Annotated in this window: 19 protein-coding genes and 1 riboswitch; all 19 genes read left to right on the plus strand. The window is 28.9% G+C overall.

Going from position 1 to position 20,058, the window contains the following annotated elements:
- The 19 genes from Q1J60_RS03905 (at position 1) to Q1J60_RS03995 (ending at position 20,056) form a co-directional block, all read left to right on the plus strand.
- Positions 1-1,224: an NAD(P)/FAD-dependent oxidoreductase gene (locus Q1J60_RS03905; protein ID WP_300258744.1), complete on the plus strand. Its 1,224-nt coding sequence runs from the start codon at positions 1-3 to the stop codon at positions 1,222-1,224.
- A 94-nt stretch (positions 1,225-1,318) separates the two neighbouring features.
- Positions 1,319-1,801: a molybdopterin-guanine dinucleotide biosynthesis protein B gene (mobB, locus tag Q1J60_RS03910; RefSeq protein WP_300258746.1), complete on the plus strand. Its 483-nt coding sequence runs from the start codon at positions 1,319-1,321 to the stop codon at positions 1,799-1,801.
- A riboswitch (molybdenum cofactor riboswitch) is annotated at positions 1,797-2,008 on the plus strand. It overlaps the preceding gene by 5 nt.
- A gap of 147 nt (positions 2,009-2,155) precedes the next feature.
- Positions 2,156-3,376 (plus strand): molybdopterin molybdotransferase MoeA, encoded by a 1,221-nt coding sequence (locus Q1J60_RS03915; RefSeq protein WP_300258748.1) that lies wholly within the window; start codon positions 2,156-2,158, stop codon positions 3,374-3,376.
- A 46-nt stretch (positions 3,377-3,422) separates the two neighbouring features.
- Positions 3,423-4,019, plus strand: a complete 597-nt coding sequence (locus tag Q1J60_RS03920) for a molybdenum cofactor guanylyltransferase (protein WP_300258751.1) — start codon at positions 3,423-3,425, stop codon at positions 4,017-4,019.
- A 118-nt stretch (positions 4,020-4,137) separates the two neighbouring features.
- On the plus strand, positions 4,138-5,151 hold the full coding sequence (locus Q1J60_RS03925) for a molybdopterin-binding protein (protein ID WP_300258753.1): 1,014 nt from the start codon (positions 4,138-4,140) through the stop codon (positions 5,149-5,151).
- 61 nt (positions 5,152-5,212) lie between these two features.
- A complete protein-coding gene (gene moaA / locus Q1J60_RS03930; RefSeq protein WP_300258756.1) occupies positions 5,213-6,184 on the plus strand; it encodes a GTP 3',8-cyclase MoaA in 972 nt (323 codons plus the stop codon).
- 2 nt (positions 6,185-6,186) lie between these two features.
- Positions 6,187-6,615: an MOSC domain-containing protein gene (locus Q1J60_RS03935; RefSeq protein WP_300258759.1), complete on the plus strand. Its 429-nt coding sequence runs from the start codon at positions 6,187-6,189 to the stop codon at positions 6,613-6,615.
- A gap of 263 nt (positions 6,616-6,878) precedes the next feature.
- Positions 6,879-8,126 carry a replication-associated recombination protein A gene (locus tag Q1J60_RS03940; protein WP_498038022.1) on the plus strand — a complete coding sequence of 416 codons (1,248 nt, stop codon included), beginning with the start codon at positions 6,879-6,881 and terminating at the stop codon, positions 8,124-8,126.
- A gap of 87 nt (positions 8,127-8,213) precedes the next feature.
- Positions 8,214-8,675: an RrF2 family transcriptional regulator gene (locus Q1J60_RS03945; RefSeq protein WP_300258763.1), complete on the plus strand. Its 462-nt coding sequence runs from the start codon at positions 8,214-8,216 to the stop codon at positions 8,673-8,675.
- Positions 8,668-9,870, plus strand: a complete 1,203-nt coding sequence (gene nifS, locus Q1J60_RS03950; RefSeq protein WP_300258766.1) for a cysteine desulfurase NifS — start codon at positions 8,668-8,670, stop codon at positions 9,868-9,870. Before Q1J60_RS03945 ends, nifS begins: the two co-directional genes overlap by 8 nt.
- Positions 9,871-9,872: 2 nt before the next feature.
- Positions 9,873-10,301, plus strand: a complete 429-nt coding sequence (gene nifU, locus Q1J60_RS03955) for a Fe-S cluster assembly scaffold protein NifU (RefSeq protein ID WP_003451659.1) — start codon at positions 9,873-9,875, stop codon at positions 10,299-10,301.
- Between the two features lie 51 nt (positions 10,302-10,352).
- Positions 10,353-11,405 carry a tRNA 2-thiouridine(34) synthase MnmA gene (gene mnmA, locus Q1J60_RS03960; protein ID WP_300258847.1) on the plus strand — a complete coding sequence of 351 codons (1,053 nt, stop codon included), beginning with the start codon at positions 10,353-10,355 and terminating at the stop codon, positions 11,403-11,405.
- A gap of 420 nt (positions 11,406-11,825) precedes the next feature.
- Entirely contained in the window at positions 11,826-14,432 is a 2,607-nt protein-coding gene (locus tag Q1J60_RS03965) for a PRD domain-containing protein (protein WP_300258769.1), read from the plus strand.
- A gap of 12 nt (positions 14,433-14,444) precedes the next feature.
- The gene (locus Q1J60_RS03970) at positions 14,445-14,777 is read left to right on the plus strand and encodes a PTS lactose/cellobiose transporter subunit IIA (RefSeq protein WP_300258772.1); all 333 of its coding nucleotides are present in this window, start codon (positions 14,445-14,447) and stop codon (positions 14,775-14,777) included.
- A gap of 21 nt (positions 14,778-14,798) precedes the next feature.
- Positions 14,799-15,092 (plus strand): PTS sugar transporter subunit IIB, encoded by a 294-nt coding sequence (locus Q1J60_RS03975; RefSeq protein ID WP_300258775.1) that lies wholly within the window; start codon positions 14,799-14,801, stop codon positions 15,090-15,092.
- A gap of 24 nt (positions 15,093-15,116) precedes the next feature.
- On the plus strand, positions 15,117-16,475 hold the full coding sequence (locus Q1J60_RS03980) for a PTS sugar transporter subunit IIC (protein ID WP_300374955.1): 1,359 nt from the start codon (positions 15,117-15,119) through the stop codon (positions 16,473-16,475).
- 68 nt (positions 16,476-16,543) lie between these two features.
- The gene (locus Q1J60_RS03985) at positions 16,544-18,016 is read left to right on the plus strand and encodes a family 1 glycosylhydrolase (protein WP_300258782.1); all 1,473 of its coding nucleotides are present in this window, start codon (positions 16,544-16,546) and stop codon (positions 18,014-18,016) included.
- A gap of 17 nt (positions 18,017-18,033) precedes the next feature.
- Positions 18,034-19,134 (plus strand): DUF871 domain-containing protein, encoded by a 1,101-nt coding sequence (locus Q1J60_RS03990; RefSeq protein WP_300258785.1) that lies wholly within the window; start codon positions 18,034-18,036, stop codon positions 19,132-19,134.
- A 58-nt stretch (positions 19,135-19,192) separates the two neighbouring features.
- Positions 19,193-20,056, plus strand: a complete 864-nt coding sequence (locus Q1J60_RS03995) for a YitT family protein (protein WP_300258788.1) — start codon at positions 19,193-19,195, stop codon at positions 20,054-20,056.
- Positions 20,057-20,058 lie beyond the last annotated feature (2 nt).

Raw genomic sequence — 20,058 nt, forward strand, 5'->3', positions numbered from 1 at the left:
ATGAGATATATTGTTGTGGGGGCATCAGCTGCTGGAATAAGTGGAGCAAAAACACTTAGAGAACTTGATAAGGATGCAGAAATAATATTAGTTTCAAAAGACGAAAATGTTTATTCAAGATGTATATTACATCATTACATAAGTGGCCATAGAGATATTGAGGCTTTAGATTTTACAGATAGAAATTTCTTTGAAAAATATAATATAGAGTGGAAAAAAGGTTTGGAAGTTAAATCTATAGATGACAAAGAGCATTTAATAGTTCTTTCAAATGGAGAAAGTTTAAAATATGATAAGATATTATTAGCAACAGGAGCTTCAGCTTTCATTCCTCCAATAGAGAATTTAAGAGAAGCTAAAAATGTTGTTGGCTTAAGAAACTTAGATGATGCTATTAAAATAAGAGAAGAGGCAGAAAAAGTTAAAAATGTAGTTGTTTTAGGCGCAGGACTTGTTGGTATAGATGCCATAGCAGGACTTGTAGGAAAAGATTTAAATGTTACTTTAGTTGAAATGGGTGATAGAGTTCTTCCAATTCAACTTGATAAATATGCTTCTTCTAAATACGAAAAAAGATTTGAAGATGCTGGAGTTAAATTAAAACTTGGAGTTAGAGCAGAAAAAGTTTTAATAGATGAAAATAAAAATCCAAAGGCATTACTTATAAATACAGGAGAAGAAATTCCTTGTGAGCTTATAGTAGTTGCAACTGGAGTTAGATCAAATGTGGCATTCTTAAAAGATAGTTCTATAGAAATAGATAGATTTGGGTTAATCATCAATGAAAAAGGAGAAACTAATGCAAGAGATGTCTATGGAGCAGGAGATATTACTGGAAGAAATCCTATATGGCCAACTGCTGTAAAAGAAGGTATAATAGCAGCAAACAATATGGTTGGTAATGAAATATTCATGGAAGATTTCTTTGGAAGTAAGAATACAATGAATTTCTTAGGGCTTACAACAATGTCTTTAGGTGTTGTTAATGTTCCAGATTCTTCTTATACAGAAGAAGTTGATATTTCAGGAGAGAATTATAAAAAAATAATCCATAAAGATGGTAAAATTTATGGAGCTATAATTCAAGGTGATTTATCTTATACAGGAGTTTTAACTCAGATTATAAAAGAAAAGATACATGTATCAAAGGTTAAAAAACCATTATTTGAAATTGACTATGCAGATTTCTTCAATATAAAAGAAAACTTAGAGTACACATATTAATCTAAATTATAATTTAATATAAGTATTGAAATTTTAATTTAGAAATAATATATTATATATAAATTATATATAAATTATATAGGAGGAAAAGGCTTTGGCTAAAATTGTGAATGTAGTTGCGAGCTGTTCTAATACAGGAAAAACAGTTTTAATAGAAGGTCTTATAAAGGAACTTAAAAATAGAGGATATACTGTTGCTACTATAAAGCATGATGTTCATGGTTTTGATATAGACAAAGAAGGAAAAGACACTTGGCGTCATAGAAAAGCAGGAGCTGAGGTAGTTATAATTTCCTCAAGTAAAAGAATGGCTCTTATAAGAGAAGTTCAAGAAGAAATTTCTCTAGAAGAGTTAATAAAGCAAGTTGAAGATTTCGATTTTATAATAATAGAAGGTTATAAAAAGAGTGATTATAGAAAACTTGAAATATATAGACAAGGTGTTAGTAGAAATATAATAACTCCAAAAGAAAAGCTTATAGGAGTTGCTAGTGATGTTAGCTTATTCTTAGAGGGAGTTAGAGTTGTTGATTTGAATAATTACGAAGAAATTGCTAATCTTGTAATAGAAAATTAGTATAAATCTCCAAGCTTAAAAATCTAAGGAGAAGGTTCTATGATTTTTAAGCCTGGATTACTAAATTATTAATTTGAACTTTTAACATTAAGTTTAATAAGAAAAACACTTAAATTGTTAATTGGTTTAATTTAAGTAATCCACAGGGTAAGGTTTGAAAGAATTTTACCTCCACGTATTTTGGGAAGGAGAATAAGCAAAACTAAAAAACATAATAATTATAAAAAATTATTATTAATTATTATTTTGGTTTTAATATTAAGGTCTAAAAAGACTATTTAATTTAATGCTTATTATTCTTGTTATTATAACAAAAATAATAAGCATTTTATTTTATAAAGGGATGGTGATATTTTGAAAAAATTTATAGCTTTAGAAGAAGCACTTGAAATATTAAATGAAAATACTAAGGCTTTAAAAAGTGAGGTTGTTAGCATAAAGGATTCTTTAAAGAGAGTTTTGTATGGTGACGTTAAATCTAAGATTAATAATCCTCCCTTTAATAAGTCAGTTTTTGATGGATATGCTTTTAGATCAGAGGATTCTAAGAGAGCATCAAAAGAAAATCCTATAAAGCTTAAAATAGTAGATGAGATATTTGCTGGTATGTGGCCTGAAAGAGAAATTAAATCTGGAGAGGCTGTTAGAATTATGACTGGGGCGCCAATTCCTATAGGAGCTGATTGCGTATTGAAGCAAGAAGAAACTGAAAGATATGGAAATTTGGTTAAAATATTTAAGGAAATGAAAGCTTATGAGAATATATCTTTTATTGGTGAAGATATAAAAATTGGAGAAATTTTAATTAAAGAAGGTAAAAGACTTGATTATGCTGATTTAGGTATCATGGCTAGTTCTGGTATAAGTGAGATTCTTGCTTACAAAAAGCCAAAGGTTTCAATAATTAGTACAGGAGATGAGGTGTGTGATATACATTCAACCTTAAAACCAGGAAAAATATATGACAGCAATTTATATAGTTTAAGTGCAAGGGTAGAAGAACTAGGATACAATGTTTTATCTATGGAACATGTAGGAGACAATATAATAAAAATAGGAGAAGCTATAGAAAAAGCCTTTGAAAAATCAGATATAGTATTTACTACTGGAGGAGCTTCTGTGGGAGAAAAGGACCTTATGCAAAAGGTTGCTGAAAGTATAGGTTTTGAAAGGTTATTTTGGAAAATAAAAATTAAACCTGGTTCTGCAGTTGTTTGTAGTAAAAAGAAAGAAAAAATATTGATTAGTCTTTCAGGAAATCCAAATGCAGCCTTAACTACATTTGAATTATTAGGAAAGCCAGTACTTAAAAAACTAGAGGGAGAGGAAGAGGAAATAAATATTAAAAGAGAAAAGGGAATATTAAAGGATTCTTTTAATAAAAAAAGTCCTCAAAGAAGATTTTTAAGAGGTAATGTTATATATGATGAAAATGGAGCAAAAGTTTATATAACTCAAATTAAGAGTGGAAATGGTATATTAAGTTCTCTTCTAAATGCTAATTGCTTAATAGAAATTGAAAAAGGAAATGAAGGCTTAAATAGAGGAGAAGTAGTAAACATAATAAAATTATAATAAATAATTAGTTTAAAAATAATAAGTTTATAGGAGGTGTATTAAGGTGATAAAAAAGAGTGCTGCTATTTTAGCAGGGGGGAAAAGTAGTAGAATGAATTATAAAAATAAGGCTTTTTTGAAATATGAAGATGATTATTTTATAGAGAGAATAATAAATGCTCTAGAAGATTATGAGGAAATAATAATAATATCTAATAATCCAGAAGAGTATAAGGAGTTTGGACTTAAAGTTTTTAAGGATATATATCCTAGTCAAGGGCCTTTAAGTGGTATTCATTCAGCTTTAAATTATATTAAAAATGACTATTGCTTAGTTGTTGCCTGTGATATGCCTTTTATAAATAAAGCTGTGGTTAATTATTTAGGAAATATAGAGGAAGAATATGAAATTTTAATTCCTAAGTTTGAGGAAAGACTACAACCTCTTTGTGCTATATATAAAAAAAGTTGCAAAGATGTTATTAAAAAAGAACTTATAAATAATAGTAATAAATTGATAAAAACATGTTTGAATTTTTCTATGAAAGTAGTTGAAGAGTTTCCTTTTATAGAAAAAGTGCATAAAAAAGAAATAAAGAATTTTTATAATATAAATACAATTGATGAATATGAAGATTTAATAAAGAAAAGAGAAAAATAGGAAATCTTTTATATACTCAAAACATTAAGAGGAGGTGAACTGTTTAAAGTTATTTAGTTTTAAATGTATAATTTAGATGGAAATTAATTTAAAATAAATAACTTATAACAGGATTAATATGAAACAAATAAGAGTTGAAGATGCTGTTGGAACAATATTATCTCATGATGTAACTCAAATAATACCAGGTAAGTTTAAAGGAAGAGCTTTTAAAAAGGGTCATGTTATAAGAGAAGAGGATATAGAAAAACTTTTATCAATAGGAAAAGAACATGTTTATGTATGGGAAAAAGAAGAGGGAATGCTTCATGAAAACGAGGCTGCTGAAAGATTAAAGAATTTAGTTTGTGGAGAAGGGTTAAGTTTTGGAGAAATAAAAGAAGGAAAAATAGAATTTTTAGCTGATAAAGACGGGCTTTTAAAAATAGATAAGGAAAAATTATTAGAATTAAATATGTTAGGTGAAATAATAGTTTCTACAATTCATGGGGATTTTCCAGTTAAAAAAGGTGATAAAGTGGGAGCTACTAGAGTAATTCCACTAGTTATAGATGAAAATAAAATAATAGAAGCAGAAAATCTTATAAAAGATAAGATCATAGAGGTTAAAGAGATAAAAAATAAGAAGACTTTTGCAATAACTACAGGAAATGAAGTTTATAGTGGAAGAATAAAAGATGCCTTTGGTCCTGTTCTTAAGGAGAAGCTTAAAGAATTTAATATAGATCTTGAAAGACAAGTTATTCTTCCTGATAACAAGGAAAAAATTATAAATGAAATAAAAAGAGCATTAGATGAAGGAGCGGAACTTATACTTTGTACAGGAGGAATGTCAGTTGATCCAGATGATGTTACTCCAACAGCTATAAAGGAATGTGGAGGGGAGTTGATAACATATGGTTCACCTATACTTCCTGGAGCTATGCTTCTTTTAGCTTACTATAATGATGTTCCTATTATAGGAATACCAAGCTGTGCAATGTATTCAAAGAGAACAGCTTTAGATTTAGTGCTTCCAAGAATTTTAGCAGATGAAAGATTAACTTTAAAAGATATAGCTAAATATGGTCATGGGGGACTTTGTTTAAATTGTCCAGTTTGTACTTTCCCGCATTGTTCCTTTGGAAAGTAAGTAGATTATTATTCACCTATAGAAAATAGAATGGAATTTGTATAAAGAAGAAGGTGAGAAAATGAAAGATAAGTATGGAAGAGAGATTGATTATTTAAGAATTTCTTTAACTGATAAATGTAATTTAAGATGTGCTTATTGTATGGAGAAGGATCATAATGATTTTATTCATAATGATAAGCTTATGACTTTAGATGAGATTTTAAGAGTTGTTAAAGCGTGTGCTTCTATTGGTATAAAAAAAGTAAGACTTACAGGAGGAGAGCCTCTTGTAAGAGAAGGTGTAGTAGATTTAATAAAAAATATAAACAAAGTACCTGAGATAGAAGAGATTTGTTTAACAACTAATGGAATGTTACTAGGAGATAAAGTAAAAGAACTTAGTAAAAATGGATTAAAGAGAGTAAATATAAGTTTAGATACATTAAAAGAAGATAGATTTAAGAAAATAACAAGGATAGGAACATTAGATAAAGTTCTTTATTCAATAGAAAAATGTTTGCAAAATAATGTTAAGGTAAAGATAAATGCTGTAATATTAGAAGATTTCAATAAAGATGAAATTTTAGATTTAGTAAATTTAGCTTGTAAAAACCCAATAGATGTTAGGTTTATAGAGCTTATGCCTATTGGAGAAGGTAAAAGGTTTAAAGGAGTTACTAATAGCGAGATTTTAGAAATTATAAAAAAATATAAAAATGTATTGAGTGATAAGAAAACTTTAAGAATGAATGGACCAGCTAAATACATAAGGATAGAAGGTTTTAAAGGAAAAATCGGCTTTATAAGTGCTATGAGTGATTGCTTTTGTGATGATTGCAATAGAATAAGGGTTACTCCTGAAGGCTTTATGAAACAATGTTTACATTGGAAGTATGGAATAAACCTAAGAGATAAGATGAGAGCGGGAATAAGTGATGAAGAACTTAGGGAGATAATCAAAAAAAGTATTTATGAAAAGCCAGAAAAACATAATTTTAAAATGAATGAAAAAGATGAAGATAAAAGATTTATGTATGAAATAGGAGGATAATCATGAGTAATGTAAGAGCTATTTGTATAAGTGAAAAGAAAGGTACATCTAAGGTACAAGTTCCTAAAGCTGAGTTTATAGAAGATTTCGGAATTAAAGGCGATGCTCATGCTGGAAAATGGCATAGACAAGTAAGTTTATTAGCTTTTGAAAAAATAGAAGATTTTAGAGCTGATGGTGGAAATGTAGATTTTGGAGCTTTTGGAGAAAACTTGGTTGTAGATGGAATAGAATTAAATAAACTTCCTATAGGACAAAAAATAAAAATAGGAGATGTTCTTCTAGAAGTAACACAAATAGGAAAGAAGTGTCATGATAAATGTGCAATATACTATCAAGTTGGAAGATGTATAATGCCTGCTTATGGTATATTTACAAAGGTATTAAATGGAGGTGAGATTGTTTTAGGACAAGAGGTAGAACTTCTTTAAAAGAAAATTTTAATATAAAGATTCTGATAGTTTTTATTAGAATCTTTTTTTATTGTATAATTGTTAATAAAGAATGTACCTTTAAGAAATAGAATTGATTAAATAGAATTAATTATAAAAGTATAGGAAGGGAGGAAAATTATCAAGTTTTATATTAACATAATATGTTATAGAAATAAGAGTGTTTTTAATGAATATGAAAAGTAAGAAAAGTCTTATTGTAACATAGTAATGTTGTTAAAAATTTGATGATTACGAAAACTTTGAGACCTTTAGCGGATATTATGCGTCCTAAAAATTTAGAGGATATAGTTGGACAGAAACATATTGTAGGAGAAGGAACTCCTTTAAATAAACTTATAAAAAACAAAAATATAATGAATTGTATTTTTTATGGGCCACCTGGGGTTGGAAAAACTACTTTAGCTAATATAATTTCAAATTACACTGATAAGAAATTTTATAAAATAAATGCCACTACATCTTCAATAAAAGAAATACAAAGTATAACTTCTGATATAGATAATTTATTGAATTTTAAGGGAATAATACTATATATAGATGAACTTCAGCATTTTAATAAGAAACAGCAGCAAGCAATTTTGGAGTTTATTGAAGATGGAAGAGTTGTATTAATAGCAAGTACTACAGAAAATCCATACTTTGCTATACATAAGGCTATACTAAGTAGAAGTACTATATTTGAATTTAAGCCAGTGAGTACTGAAGATATAATAATAGCCCTAGAAAGAGCTATAAGTAAACTTGAAAAAGAAGGATATGAGATTTCACTTGAAGAAGGTGTTTTAAAATATATTGGAGAGATTTCTCAAGGAGATGTAAGAAAGGCTTACACGGTATTAGAGTTATCTATTAAATCTCAAGAAAAAAATAATATTATTTTAAATAAAGATTATGTAGAAAAATTAGGACAATCTAACTTGAAATCTGATTCATCAGGAGATGATTACTATAATTTGTTAAGTGCTCTTCAAAAAAGTATAAGAGGAAGCGACCCAGATGCGGCAATTCACTATTTAGCTAGACTTATTAAGGGTGGGAATATGGATAGCGTAATTAGGAGAATAGGAGTAATTGTAGCTGAAGATATAGGGCTTGCTCATCCAAATGCCTTGCAGGTTGTAAATAGTGGAATAGATCTTTGCTTGAAAATAGGAATGCCAGAGGCAAGAATAATATTAGCTGAATTAGTAATTTATTTGGCTACCTTACCTAAGTCAAATAGCGCTTATATAGCTATTGATGATGCTTTGAGAGATTTAGAAAGAAATAATGCAGGGGATGTCCCAAAACATTTAAAAGATGCTCATTATAGTGGGGCAAGTAATTTAGGTGTTGGTGGTTATTTATATCCTCATAATTATCCTAATAGCTATATTAGTCAAGAATATATGCCAGAAAATATGAGCGGAAAAGAATATTATAAGCCTAAGGATAATAAATACGAAAATAGTATAAAAGCTTACTGGAATAATGTTAAAAATAAATAAATGTTGATTATTGTTGACAAATTTACTCGGTTTTGATATTATAATCACATAAAGTACATCGAATTAGTCAGATTTAGAGGTGATTAAATGAAATTATCTACCAAAGGAAGATATGGTGTAAAAGCAATGGTTGATTTAGCTATACATTATGGTGGATCACCTGTGTCAATAAAGTCAATATCGCAAAGACAAAATATATCTGAATATTACTTAGAGCAATTATTTAGTTCTTTAAGAAAAGCTAAGCTTATAAAGAGTATTAGAGGTGCTCAAGGAGGATATATTTTAAATAGACAACCAGAAGATATAACAGTTTCAGATATTATTGAGGTTTTAGAAGGTCCAATAGAAATATCAGATTGTTTAGATGGTGTAACTTGCAATAATGTTGATTGTTGTGCAACTAGACTTTTATGGAAAAAGATAAAAACAAGTATAGATGAAGTTACTAATTCAGTAACACTTAAAGATATAGTAGAAGATTATAAAGCTATGAAAGAAAAAAGTGAAGCTTTAAAAATTGTTAGTAGGAGTGAAGAAAATGAATAATAGAGTTGTTTATATGGACTATTCAGCAACTACATATGTTAAACCAGAAGTATTAGAGGAAATGTTACCATATTTCACAAATAAGTTTGGAAATCCATCAGCATTTTACGGAGTTTCAAGAGAATCAAGAATGGCTATAGATACTGCTAGAGAAAGAGTAGCTAAAGTATTAAATGCTGATACAAATGAAATCTACTTTACTGGTGGCGGATCAGAAGCTGATAACTGGGCAATAAAAGGAATAGCTTTTGCTCATAAAAATAAAGGAAATCATATAATAACTACAAAAATAGAACACCATGCTGTATTACATACTTGCCAATGGCTAGAAAAACAAGGGTTTGAAGTAACTTACTTAGATGTAAATGAAGAAGGCTTTGTTGATTTAGAAGAATTAAAAAATGCTATTACTGATAAAACTATCTTAGTTTCTATAATGTTTGCAAATAATGAAATAGGAACTATAGAGCCAGTTAAGGAAATAGGAAAAATTTGTAGAGAAAGAAAAGTAATATTCCATACAGATGCAGTTCAAGCTGTAGGAAATGTAAAGATAGATGTTAAAGATATGAATATCGATTTACTTTCATTAGCTGGACATAAAGTTTATGGACCAAAAGGAATCGGAGTTTTATACATAAGAAAAGGTATAAGAATAGATAACTTAATCCATGGTGGTGGTCAAGAAAGAGCTAGAAGAGCTGGAACTGAGAATATACCTGCAATAGTTGGATTAGGAAAAGCTATGGAAATAGCTGGAGAAAATTTAGATGAGCATATAGCTAAAGTTTCTAAATTAAGAGATAAGTTAATAAAAGGATTATTAGAAGTACCATTTACAAGATTAAACGGACCAAAAGACGGTAGTAAGAGATTACCAGGTAACGTAAATGTATGCTTTGAATTCATTGAAGGTGAAGGAATACTTCTTTCATTAGACTTTGAAGGAATTTGTGGTTCAAGTGGAAGTGCTTGTACATCAGGATCATTAGATCCATCACATGTGTTATTATCAATAGGTTTACCTCATGAAATAGCACACGGATCATTAAGATTAAGTTTAGGTGAAGGTACAACTGAAGAAGACGTTGATTACGTATTAGAAAAAGTACCACCAATAATCGAAAGATTAAGAAGTATGTCACCATTATGGAAAAATCATTTAAGAGAAGTAGAAGTAGAAGGAGAGAATTAATCATGATATATAGTGAAAAAGTTATGGACCATTTCAAAAATCCAAGAAATGTAGGAGAAATTAAAGATGCTAACGGAATCGGAGAAGTTGGTAACGCTAAATGTGGAGATATAATGAGAATATATCTTAAAATAGAAAATAATATTGTAGAAGATGTTAAATTCGAAACTTATGGATGTGGATCTGCTATAGCTTCATCAAGTATGGCTACAGAACTTATAAAAGGAAAAACTGTTGAAGAAGCTTGGGAATTATCAAATAAGGCTGTTGCAGAAGCTTTAGATGGTCTTCCACCAGTAAAAATGCATTGTTCAGTATTAGCTGAGGAAGCTATACACAAGGCTATAAATGATTATAGACAAAGACAAGGATTAGAGCCTTGGGATATGAAAGAACATTCACATGACATACATGAGCATGTTCATGGTTAAGAATAATATTAAAGTGGTGATTTTGTGACAAAGAAAAAGGTTGTTATAGGTATGAGCGGCGGAGTTGATAGCTCCGTTGCTGCTTACCTTTTAAAGGAACAGGGATACGATGTAATTGGTGTTACAATGCAAATATGGCAAGAGGATAAGGAATATGAGGAGAGAGAAGGTGGATGTTGTTCACTTTCAGCAGTTGATGATGCAAGAAGAGTTGCTCAAAAACTAGATATTCCTTTTTATGTTTTAAACTTTAGAGATAGTTTTAAAAGAAACGTAATAGATTATTTTGTAGATGAATATATACAAGGTAGAACTCCAAATCCATGTATTGCATGTAATAAATATCTTAAATTTGATGAGCTTTTACAAAAAGCTAAAGGTATAGGTGCAGACTATGTTGCAACAGGTCACTATGCTAAAATTGAAGAAAGAGATGGAAGATTCCAACTTATAAGATCAAAAGATGATAGAAAAGATCAAACTTATGCTTTATATAATCTAACTCAAGAACAGTTAGAGCATACTTTAATGCCTTGTGGTGAATTCACTAAGGATAAGATTAGAGAAATAGCTAAAGAAATTGGTCTAGATGTACATAATAAAAAGGACAGTGAAGAAATATGTTTTATTCCAGATAATAATCATGGAAGATACATATGTGAAGTTGCTCCAAACAAAGTTAAATCAGGAAACTTTGTTGATAAGTATGGAACTGTCTTAGGAAAACATAAAGGAATAGTTTATTATACAATAGGTCAAAGAAAAGGCTTAGGATTAGCTCTTGGAAGGCCGGTGTTTGTTACTGATATAAATCCTGTAACTAATACAGTTGTAGTAGGACCAGAAGAAGATATTTTTAAAACTGATTTAGTTTGTAAAGATATAAACTTCATATCTATAGATAAACTTGAGGGACCTATGGAAGTTGAAGCTAAAATTAGATATTCAGCTAGACCAGCTAAGGCTACTATAAGTCCTATGGAAAATGGAAGAGTTAAAGTTTCTTTTGAAGATAAGCAAAGAGCTATAACTAAAGGTCAATCTGTTGTTTTCTACAAAGATGATTTAGTTGTAGGTGGAGGAATAATCGAAAGCCTGCTTTAATATAAAGCTCCCGAAAGGGGGCTTTTTTTTATTTTGTCTAAAAACTTTTTAGAATAATACAATTTATAACATATTAGGAAAAGCTAAAATTATTAAAATGATAAATAGAAAATTAAATTTAGTATTTTGATATTAATCTATACTTTTTAATAAATAAAAAAGTGTGTATATTATATAATTTATTGTGTAGTGATTATTTATTAATTTTTCTTAAAAAATCGTTAATAAGTATATATAGCTAAGAAGAAAAGTTTGGTTTTATATAAGTTTTTGGATGAAAGATACACACATGTTATTAAAAGTAAAATTCTGTGTATAAAATAAGGAAAATAGGTAGTTTGACAGTATAATTTTAATTTGTTAATTTTAAAATGACAAAGGAAATGGAAATAACTTTTAAATTTAGTGGGGGTGATATTCATGAAAATGAATAAAGATTTAATTTTAGAATTTATTCAAAATTGGTCTGTAGCTGCACAAGCGCGCGAAGGTTTATCCACTCAGTTTTTGTCAGATAGTCTTAAAATAGATCGAGCAAATGTTAGTCGTATTTTGAATCAATTAGTAAAAGAAAAAATTATAGAAAAGGTTGTAGGACGTCCAGTTCTATATCGAATTATTGATAATAAATCAATTGTTGAACAATCTTGTTTTCATAATTTAATAGGATACGATGGAAGCTTACGGGAATCAATTCAATTTGCAAAAGCTGCAATTATGTATCCTTCCCATTGCTTATCCACATTAATTATGGGCCCTAATGGATGTGGAAAAAGATATTTTACTAAAAAGATGATTCAATACGCTATAGAACAAGATATCTTATCTCAAGATGACAATCATATACATATTAATTGTTTAGATTATCCTGATGATTATAAGAGAATTAAAGAAGTATTTAGTTTGGCAATAAATGAGTTAAATCAGGTGAAAAAGGGAGTCATATATATTGAACATATTGAATTATTATCAACTTCTTTAATAAATGAAGTTATAGGGTCGATCGATTACAATTCTAAGAATATTGTTATTATTGCTACTTGTGATGATGAAATTTCAGAAAGTTTCAAGAACACATTAATAAAGAATTTTGATATTAATATAAAATTACAAGGATATCAAAGTAGACCAATATTAGAAAGATTTCAACTTATTGAAAAGTTCTTTACTGATGAATCAACATCAATGCAAAAAGAGTTACATGTAAATGCAAAACTTATTTATTGTTTGTTGATGTATGATTGTTTAGATAATATTGCACAATTAAAAAGAGATATTAAAATTGGATGTGCTAATGGTTATGTACGTAAATTAGATTCTAATAAATCGTATATATATTTAGCTATTAATGATTTCCCTAATTATGTTGGAAGAGGAATTCTCAAATACAAGACTTATCACCAGGAATTGAAATCAATTATTTCAGAAAATTCTAAGTATGTATTTACAAAGGGAGATGTTAAAAGAGAGGAAGCTTTGGATGAGTCAGAAAGTATTTATGATGTTGTTAATAACAAGGTAAGTGATTTGGAAAATCAAGGACTAAATAGAGAAGATATTTCTATGATAATTAATGCTGACATTGAAAAGGAATTTGAAAAATATAGTAATAATCTTAGTGAACAAGTTATTAATATTGATCAATTATCAAAAGTTGTCAGTGAGAAATTGATTTATATGGTTTCACATTTTTTAAGAAAAGTAAGTGTTGAGTGTGAAAGATTCTTTCCAGAATCAATTTTATATGGTCTATGTTTACATTTACATGAAACTATTCTGAGAAGAGGTGAAAGACGTAAACTTAAAAAATCACAGATTCATGAAATTCTTGGCAAATATCCTACTGAATATGCTTTGACAATTGATTTTGTTTCATTAATTGATGAAGAATTTAATGTGGATCTACCAATTGATGAAGTTGTTTTTATCACTATGTTTTTATGTGATCATTTTTATGAAAATAAAGAAACTAAAAAACCTGTACTGCTTATAGGTATGCATGGGGAATCTACAGCAACTTCAATTTGTGATAGTGTAAACAATTTAGTTAAAGAAACAATAGCATATGGTTTTGATATGCCATTAGAACAATCACCAATGGAAGCTTATGAACGATTGAAATCGTTAATATTAGATATTGATAGGGGAGCAGGAATACTATTTATGTATGACATGGGTAGTCTAAAAACAATGGTTGAAATGATTTCAGAAGAAATTGATATACAAATAAAAGTACAAGAAGTTCCTGTAACATTATTAGCTATTGATTATGCAAGAAAATGTTTAATGAGTCATACTTTGAAAGAGGTATTTGATAAGATTAAACCACTAAGTTTTGAATCAGATGTTTATTATGAAAAGGCTTCTGAAGAAAATGAAAAGAAGACTATTATTACATTATGTATGAGTGGGCAAGGTGGAGCAGTTCAAATGAAAGAATATATAGAGGAAGTTTTAGGGGATTTTCCAGTAAAAGTTATTCCTTTAGCTATTTCTGATGATAAAGAACTGTTATTAGAGATTAATGAAATAAGAAAAAATACAAGTATATGTTGTGTTGTTGGAACGTTTAATCCTAATATTTATCCATATGTTCCTTTTGTAAGTGTTTCTGAGTTGTTTGAAACAGATAGAAGACAATTGCGTAAGTTATTACATTTGCATCATCCAGATTATTTAAGTGAATCTAGTATTTACAATAATTTAGAAGAATCTCTTTTAATGATTGAAGGTAGTGAAATTAAGAAAAATTTACCTCCAATTATAGATAGATTAGAGTTGCTAATAGATAAAGATTTTTCAAAAGATCAGTCAATTGGATTATTTATGCACATGTCAGCACTAATAGATAGACTTATTCAAGGAGAAAAAAGTCAAAGCAATAATAAAACAGCAAAAATAAAAGATGAATATTATAAATTATTTGAAGAAATTAAGAAAATACTTAAAATATTAGAAAGAAAGTTTAAAATACGATTTTGTGATGATGATATTGCAATTATTTTAAGTTATATAAAAGAAATATAGGAGGTTTAAATAATGGAAGAAAATAAATCAATTGAGCAATATGCTTTTGAGTTAATTGCTTATGCAGGAGATGCAAGAAGTTCTGCTTTTAATGCTTTATATGCTGCTAAAAAAGGAAAGTTTGATGAAGCAAAATTATTACTTGAAAAATGTAAAGAAAGTACAATTATGGCACATAAAATCCAAACAGAAATATTAACTTCAGAAGCTGGAGGAAGTAAGTTTGATATTAATGTTTTATTTGTACATGCTCAGGATCATTTAATGACTTCTATGTTAGCTAAAGAATTGATTGAAGATATGATTGATATTAGAAAAGAATTAGACAAATTAAAAAATAAATAGGAAAAGAAGGAGATGTTAAATATGAAAATTATGTTAGTTTGTGGTGCAGGAGTATCAACAAGTATTTTAATGAAAAAAATGATGGACTATTCTAAAGAGAATAATATGGAATTAGAAGTGAAAGCATATGGATTTGAAGATGCTATTGGACATTTTGAGGAATATGACTGTGTTTTAATAGGACCTCAAATAGCTTATCGTATTGATGATGTTAAAGAAGCTTGTCAAAAACCAATTGCAGCGATTAATGCTATGGATTATGGTATGGGGAATGCGGGGAATGTAATTAAAGTTGCTCAAGATTTATTAAAATAGAGGTAGATATATATGGATAAATTTATGAAAGTACTACAAAAGTATTTGGTACCTTTGGGACAAAAAATTTCCAAAATTAAGTTTTTAAATGCAATTAGTGCTGGTTTAACAATTTCATTTCCAATGATTATGTTAGGCTGTATTGTTAATATAATTGCTAATCCTCCTGTCACTGAACAATTATTAGTTGGAACTGGATTTATTTCAAACTTTTTAAGAGGATGGAACAATTGGGCAACAACATATCACGATATTATTATTACACCATATAATATGACAATGGGAATATTAGGTTTTATTGTTGTTATTTCTACTGCATATAATTATGCAAAAAGTTTAAAATTAGATCCATTAATGACTTCGCTTATGGCAATGACTGTTTTCTTAATGGTTGCTGCACCAATGCAAGATGCAGTCTTATATACTGAAGTTGCTAATGCTTTTAATAATGGAAGTGCTTTAGATGTTATCAATAAAGTTAGTATGATGGCTGCAACGTTTATGGGATCTACAGGAATGTTTGGTGGACTGTTTGTTGTGTTTTTAAGTGTTAATATTACAAAATTCTGTCGTGACAAGAATATTACATTTAGAATGCCTGATTCAATTCCTCCATATGTTGCTTCATCATTCTCATCAATTATCCCGTTTGCTTTGAATGTTATTATTCTTTATGGTATTAATGTGATACTATTAACTTTTTTAAAAGCTTCTTTACCGGCTTTAATTATGGGAATTGTTATGCCTGTTGTAGATAAGATTACAAATCCATTAATTATGTTTGGATTAGGATTACTAAGTAGTTGTTTTTGGGCTATTGGTATTCATGGCGGGTTAGTCAATGCACCGTTAATTCCAATTTATATTGCAGGCTGTTTACAGAATGCTGATTTAATTGCTGCTGGACAAGCGCCTGTTTTCCAACCTATTTTTATGATGACTTATGGTTATGCAGGTGGTATGGGATGTATGTTAGCGCTATCGATTGTTTTATCAAGATGTAAATCAGTACAATTAAAAACTGTAGGTAAAATGGGATTAATTCCAGGTTTCTTTGGAATTAGTGAACCAGTTATGTTTGGAACACCTGTTATATTAAATCCAATGTTAGCTTTACCTATGATTATTTCAAGTGCTGTTGTTTGGATTTTAGGTTATATTGGTTTCTCTACTGGTATTCTTTCTATACCATTTGCACCAATCTTATCAAATATGCCATTAGGATTAGGTCAGTTATTATCAACAAATGGAATTACAAATTTCTTATTTCCTTATTTAGGAACAATTATTGCTATATTTATATATTGGCCATTTGTTAAAGTTTATGATGCTGAAAAATTAGCGGAAGAACAAAAAACAGTTAACATAACAAAAAATAATTAATAAAAATAAATTATAAGTGGGTGTATGAAAATATATCCACTTATAATATTCAGGAGAGGAGAATTTATATGAGATTTCCAGAGAATTTTTTATGGGGTGGAGCAACTGCTGCAAATCAATGTGAAGGTGGATGGAATCTTGATGGAAAGGGTATGACTTCTGTTGATACTGATTTAGCTGGTTCAGCAAAAATGCCAAGACGTGCAACATATATTATGCCAGATGGAACAACAGGAAAGGCAGCTTGGTTATTTGAACCATTACCAGAAGGGGCCAAAAGAACAGTCTTAGATGGAGAGTTTTATCCTAACCATGAAGCTATTGATTTTTATCATAGATATAAAGAAGATATTGCTTTATTTGCAGAAATGGGATTTAAAGTTTTTCGTATGTCAATTGCATGGGCAAGAATTTTTCCTAAAGGAATTGAAGAAAAACCTAATCAAGCAGGATTAGATTTTTATAGAGATGTATTTTTAGAGTTAAAGAAGCATGGTATTGAACCATTAGTAACATTATTGCATAATGAAACACCTCTTTATTTAGAGCAAGAATTAGGTGGATGGTCAAATCGAAAATTAATTGAATGTTTTGATCGTTATACAGATGTTGTTTTTAATGAATATAAAGGATTAGTAAAATACTGGTTGACGTTTAATGAAATTAATAGTTTAACATTAATGTTAGATTTCTTTAGAACACCTCCAAGTAAAAAAGTTATAAATAAACATTATCAGGCTTTACATAATCAATTTGTAGCAAGTGCACGTGCAGTTAAGCGTGCTCATAAAATAGATTCAGATTATAAAGTTGGATGTATGGTTGCAGGAATTTGTACTTATCCATTAACTTGTGACCCTTTAGATATGTTAGCAGCTCAAAAGAGAAGAGAAGAAACTGTATATTATTGTGGAGATGTTATGGTTCGTGGTGAATATCCTTTTTTCGCAAAACGCATTTGGAATGAAAAAGGTATTCAGTTAGATATAACGGAACAAGATAAGAAGGATTTAAAAGAAGGTACTGTTGATATTTATTCTTTCTCTTATTATAGCAGTACATGTGCAGCTGGATGTAAAAATGAAAATATTGATAGAGGAAATATTTCTTTAGGTATAAAAAATCCAAAGTTGAAATTTAGTGATTGGGGATGGGCTTTAGATCCAATAGGATTACGTTTTTATTTAAATGAGTTATATGCTCGTTATCAAATTCCATTAATGATTGTAGAAAATGGGTTAGGAGCTATTGATGAATTAACAGAAGATAATAAGATACATGACCGATATCGTATTGATTATATACGTGAGCATGTTGAAGCTATGGCTGGAGCTTTAGAAGATGGAGTTGATTTAATTGCTTATACGCCTTGGGGATGCATTGATTTAATTAGTGGATCAACAGGTGAAATGAAAAAACGTTATGGATTTATTTATGTTGATAGAGATAATAATGGACGAGGAACATTAAATCGTTATCGCAAAGATTCTTTTTATTGGTACAAAAAGTGTATTGAATCTAATGGAGAAGATTTGGATTAATATAAAAGGAGACTAATATGAAAAAAAGATTAGGTATTTCTTTATATCCTGATTTAGCATCTAAAGAAGCTAATATAAAATACCTAGAAATGGCAAGATTTTATGGGTTTGATATTTTATTTATTGCTTTTTTAGATGCTAAAGGAACAAGAGAAGAGATTATAGAGAATTATTTACCTTATACCTCAAAAGCTAAAGAATTAGGTTTTGAGATTATTGCTGATGTGAATCCACAAGTTTTCGATAAGATTGGTGTGAATGCCTCTTTATTTAAAGGACCTTTAGATTTAAGTTTCTTTGAAATATTACATGTTGATGTCATGCGTTTAGATTATGGAATGTCTTCATTAGAAGAAGCCTTTCTTACAAAAAATAAATATGGTATTAAAGTTTGTATGAATGCTGGTGGAACAGCTGACCATGTTGCTACTGTTTTGGCTGCTGGTGGAGAAAAGGATATGATTATGGGATGTCATAATTATTATCCACATCGTTTTACAGGAATTGCTTTAGAACGTTTTATTGAATCAACACATATATGGAATAGACATAATATTAGATGTTCTGTATTTATTTCATCTCAACAAGAAGATGCATTTGGACCTTGGCCAGTTACAGAAGGATTACCGACTATTGAGATGCATCGTAATCTTCCATTAGATATTCAATTTAAACATTTGATGATGATGAATATTGTAAATGATATTATTATTGGAAATTGTTTTGCTAGTCAAGAAGAATTAAAAGCTATAGCAAAATCAAATACTGAACATATTGAATTTCATGTAGAGCTTGCTGAAGGTGTTCCACAATTTATGGTCGAACGTTTACATATGCAATTATCATGTAGGAATGATGTTAATGAATATCTTATTCGTTCTTTAGAAAGTCGTTTAATTAAGGGTGAAATACCACCGTTTAATACTGTTGATATTCATAAAGGTGATATTTTGATTGATAATGATCTTTATGGACAATATGCTGGTGAAGTTCAAATTGCTTTACAGGATATGCCTAATTATGGGAAAACTAATGTTGTTGGGCATATCAAAGAAGAAGAAATTATTTTAATTGATTATTTAGCTGGTGGACAACAATTTGTTCTCAAAGATAAATAAAATTATTGAAAAGGGATGAGATTTTCTTATTCCTTTTCAATAATAAAGGAGATGTTTTATGGGGAAACAAAAAATATTTAAAGATTATATATATATATTGTTAGGTTCATTTCTTTTTTGTGCAGGATTAAATTGGTTTATAGTACCAATTGGTTTATATAATGGAGGGACTGTAGGAATTTCTCAAATTATTCGTACTTTAATACAGTCTAGTGTAGAATTGCCTAAATCTTTTGATATAGCTGGAATAATTAACTTTATAATTAATTTACCTTTGTTATATCTCGCTTATCGACATTTTGGAAAATCACTTTTTTTAAAAACAGTTTTTAGTGTAGTTACACAAACGATTTTATTTTCTTTTATTCCTATTCCACAAAATCCTATTATAAATGAATATATAGCAGCATGTTTAATAGGTGGGATTATGGCTGGTGTAGGTGTAGGAATAACTTTGCGTTTTGGTGGAACTGGTGGAGGAGCAGATATTTTAGGATTGTATTTTACACAAAAATATAAGAACTTTAGTGTTGGTAAACTAGTATTAATTATTAATGCATTTATATATGGAACATGTGCAATTTTATTTGAATTACCTGTAGCTATTTATTCAATTATTTATTCAGCAGTATACTCAATGGTTGTTGATAGAATTCATTTGCAAAATATCAATACAAGTGTCATGATTTTCACAAAAAAGAAAGATATTCATAAAAAAATTATAAATGATTTACAAAGAGGAACAACGTATTGGAAAGGTGTTGGCGGTTATACCGAAAGTGATACTTACGTTGTTATGAGTGTGCTTTCAAAATATGAAATTCAATATCTTATACAATTTTTAGAAGAAGAAGATCCAGATGCATTTGTTGTAATCACGGAAGGTACCCAAATTGTTGGTAATTATGAAGTGAGAGTGTAGGA

Origin of the sequence: Clostridium sp., from assembly GCF_029258205.1 — a bacterium.
Classification (GTDB): Bacteria; Bacillota; Clostridia; order Clostridiales; family Clostridiaceae; genus Sarcina.

Coding starts and splice junctions, on each gene's coding strand:
- nifS (WP_300258766.1), top strand. CDS start 8,668: ATGAATAATAGAGTTGTTTATATGGACTATTCAGCAACTACATATGTT.
- Q1J60_RS03990 (WP_300258785.1), top strand. CDS start 18,034: ATGAAAAAAAGATTAGGTATTTCTTTATATCCTGATTTAGCATCTAAA.
- Q1J60_RS03980 (WP_300374955.1), top strand. CDS start 15,117: ATGAAAGTACTACAAAAGTATTTGGTACCTTTGGGACAAAAAATTTCC.
- Q1J60_RS03970 (WP_300258772.1), top strand. CDS start 14,445: ATGGAAGAAAATAAATCAATTGAGCAATATGCTTTTGAGTTAATTGCT.
- Q1J60_RS03925 (WP_300258753.1), top strand. CDS start 4,138: ATGAAACAAATAAGAGTTGAAGATGCTGTTGGAACAATATTATCTCAT.
- Q1J60_RS03995 (WP_300258788.1), top strand. CDS start 19,193: ATGGGGAAACAAAAAATATTTAAAGATTATATATATATATTGTTAGGT.
- Q1J60_RS03965 (WP_300258769.1), top strand. CDS start 11,826: ATGAAAATGAATAAAGATTTAATTTTAGAATTTATTCAAAATTGGTCT.
- Q1J60_RS03945 (WP_300258763.1), top strand. CDS start 8,214: ATGAAATTATCTACCAAAGGAAGATATGGTGTAAAAGCAATGGTTGAT.
- Q1J60_RS03985 (WP_300258782.1), top strand. CDS start 16,544: ATGAGATTTCCAGAGAATTTTTTATGGGGTGGAGCAACTGCTGCAAAT.
- moaA (WP_300258756.1), top strand. CDS start 5,213: ATGAAAGATAAGTATGGAAGAGAGATTGATTATTTAAGAATTTCTTTA.
- mnmA (WP_300258847.1), top strand. CDS start 10,353: ATGAGCGGCGGAGTTGATAGCTCCGTTGCTGCTTACCTTTTAAAGGAA.
- Q1J60_RS03905 (WP_300258744.1), top strand. CDS start 1: ATGAGATATATTGTTGTGGGGGCATCAGCTGCTGGAATAAGTGGAGCA.
- nifU (WP_003451659.1), top strand. CDS start 9,873: ATGATATATAGTGAAAAAGTTATGGACCATTTCAAAAATCCAAGAAAT.
- Q1J60_RS03935 (WP_300258759.1), top strand. CDS start 6,187: ATGAGTAATGTAAGAGCTATTTGTATAAGTGAAAAGAAAGGTACATCT.
- Q1J60_RS03975 (WP_300258775.1), top strand. CDS start 14,799: ATGAAAATTATGTTAGTTTGTGGTGCAGGAGTATCAACAAGTATTTTA.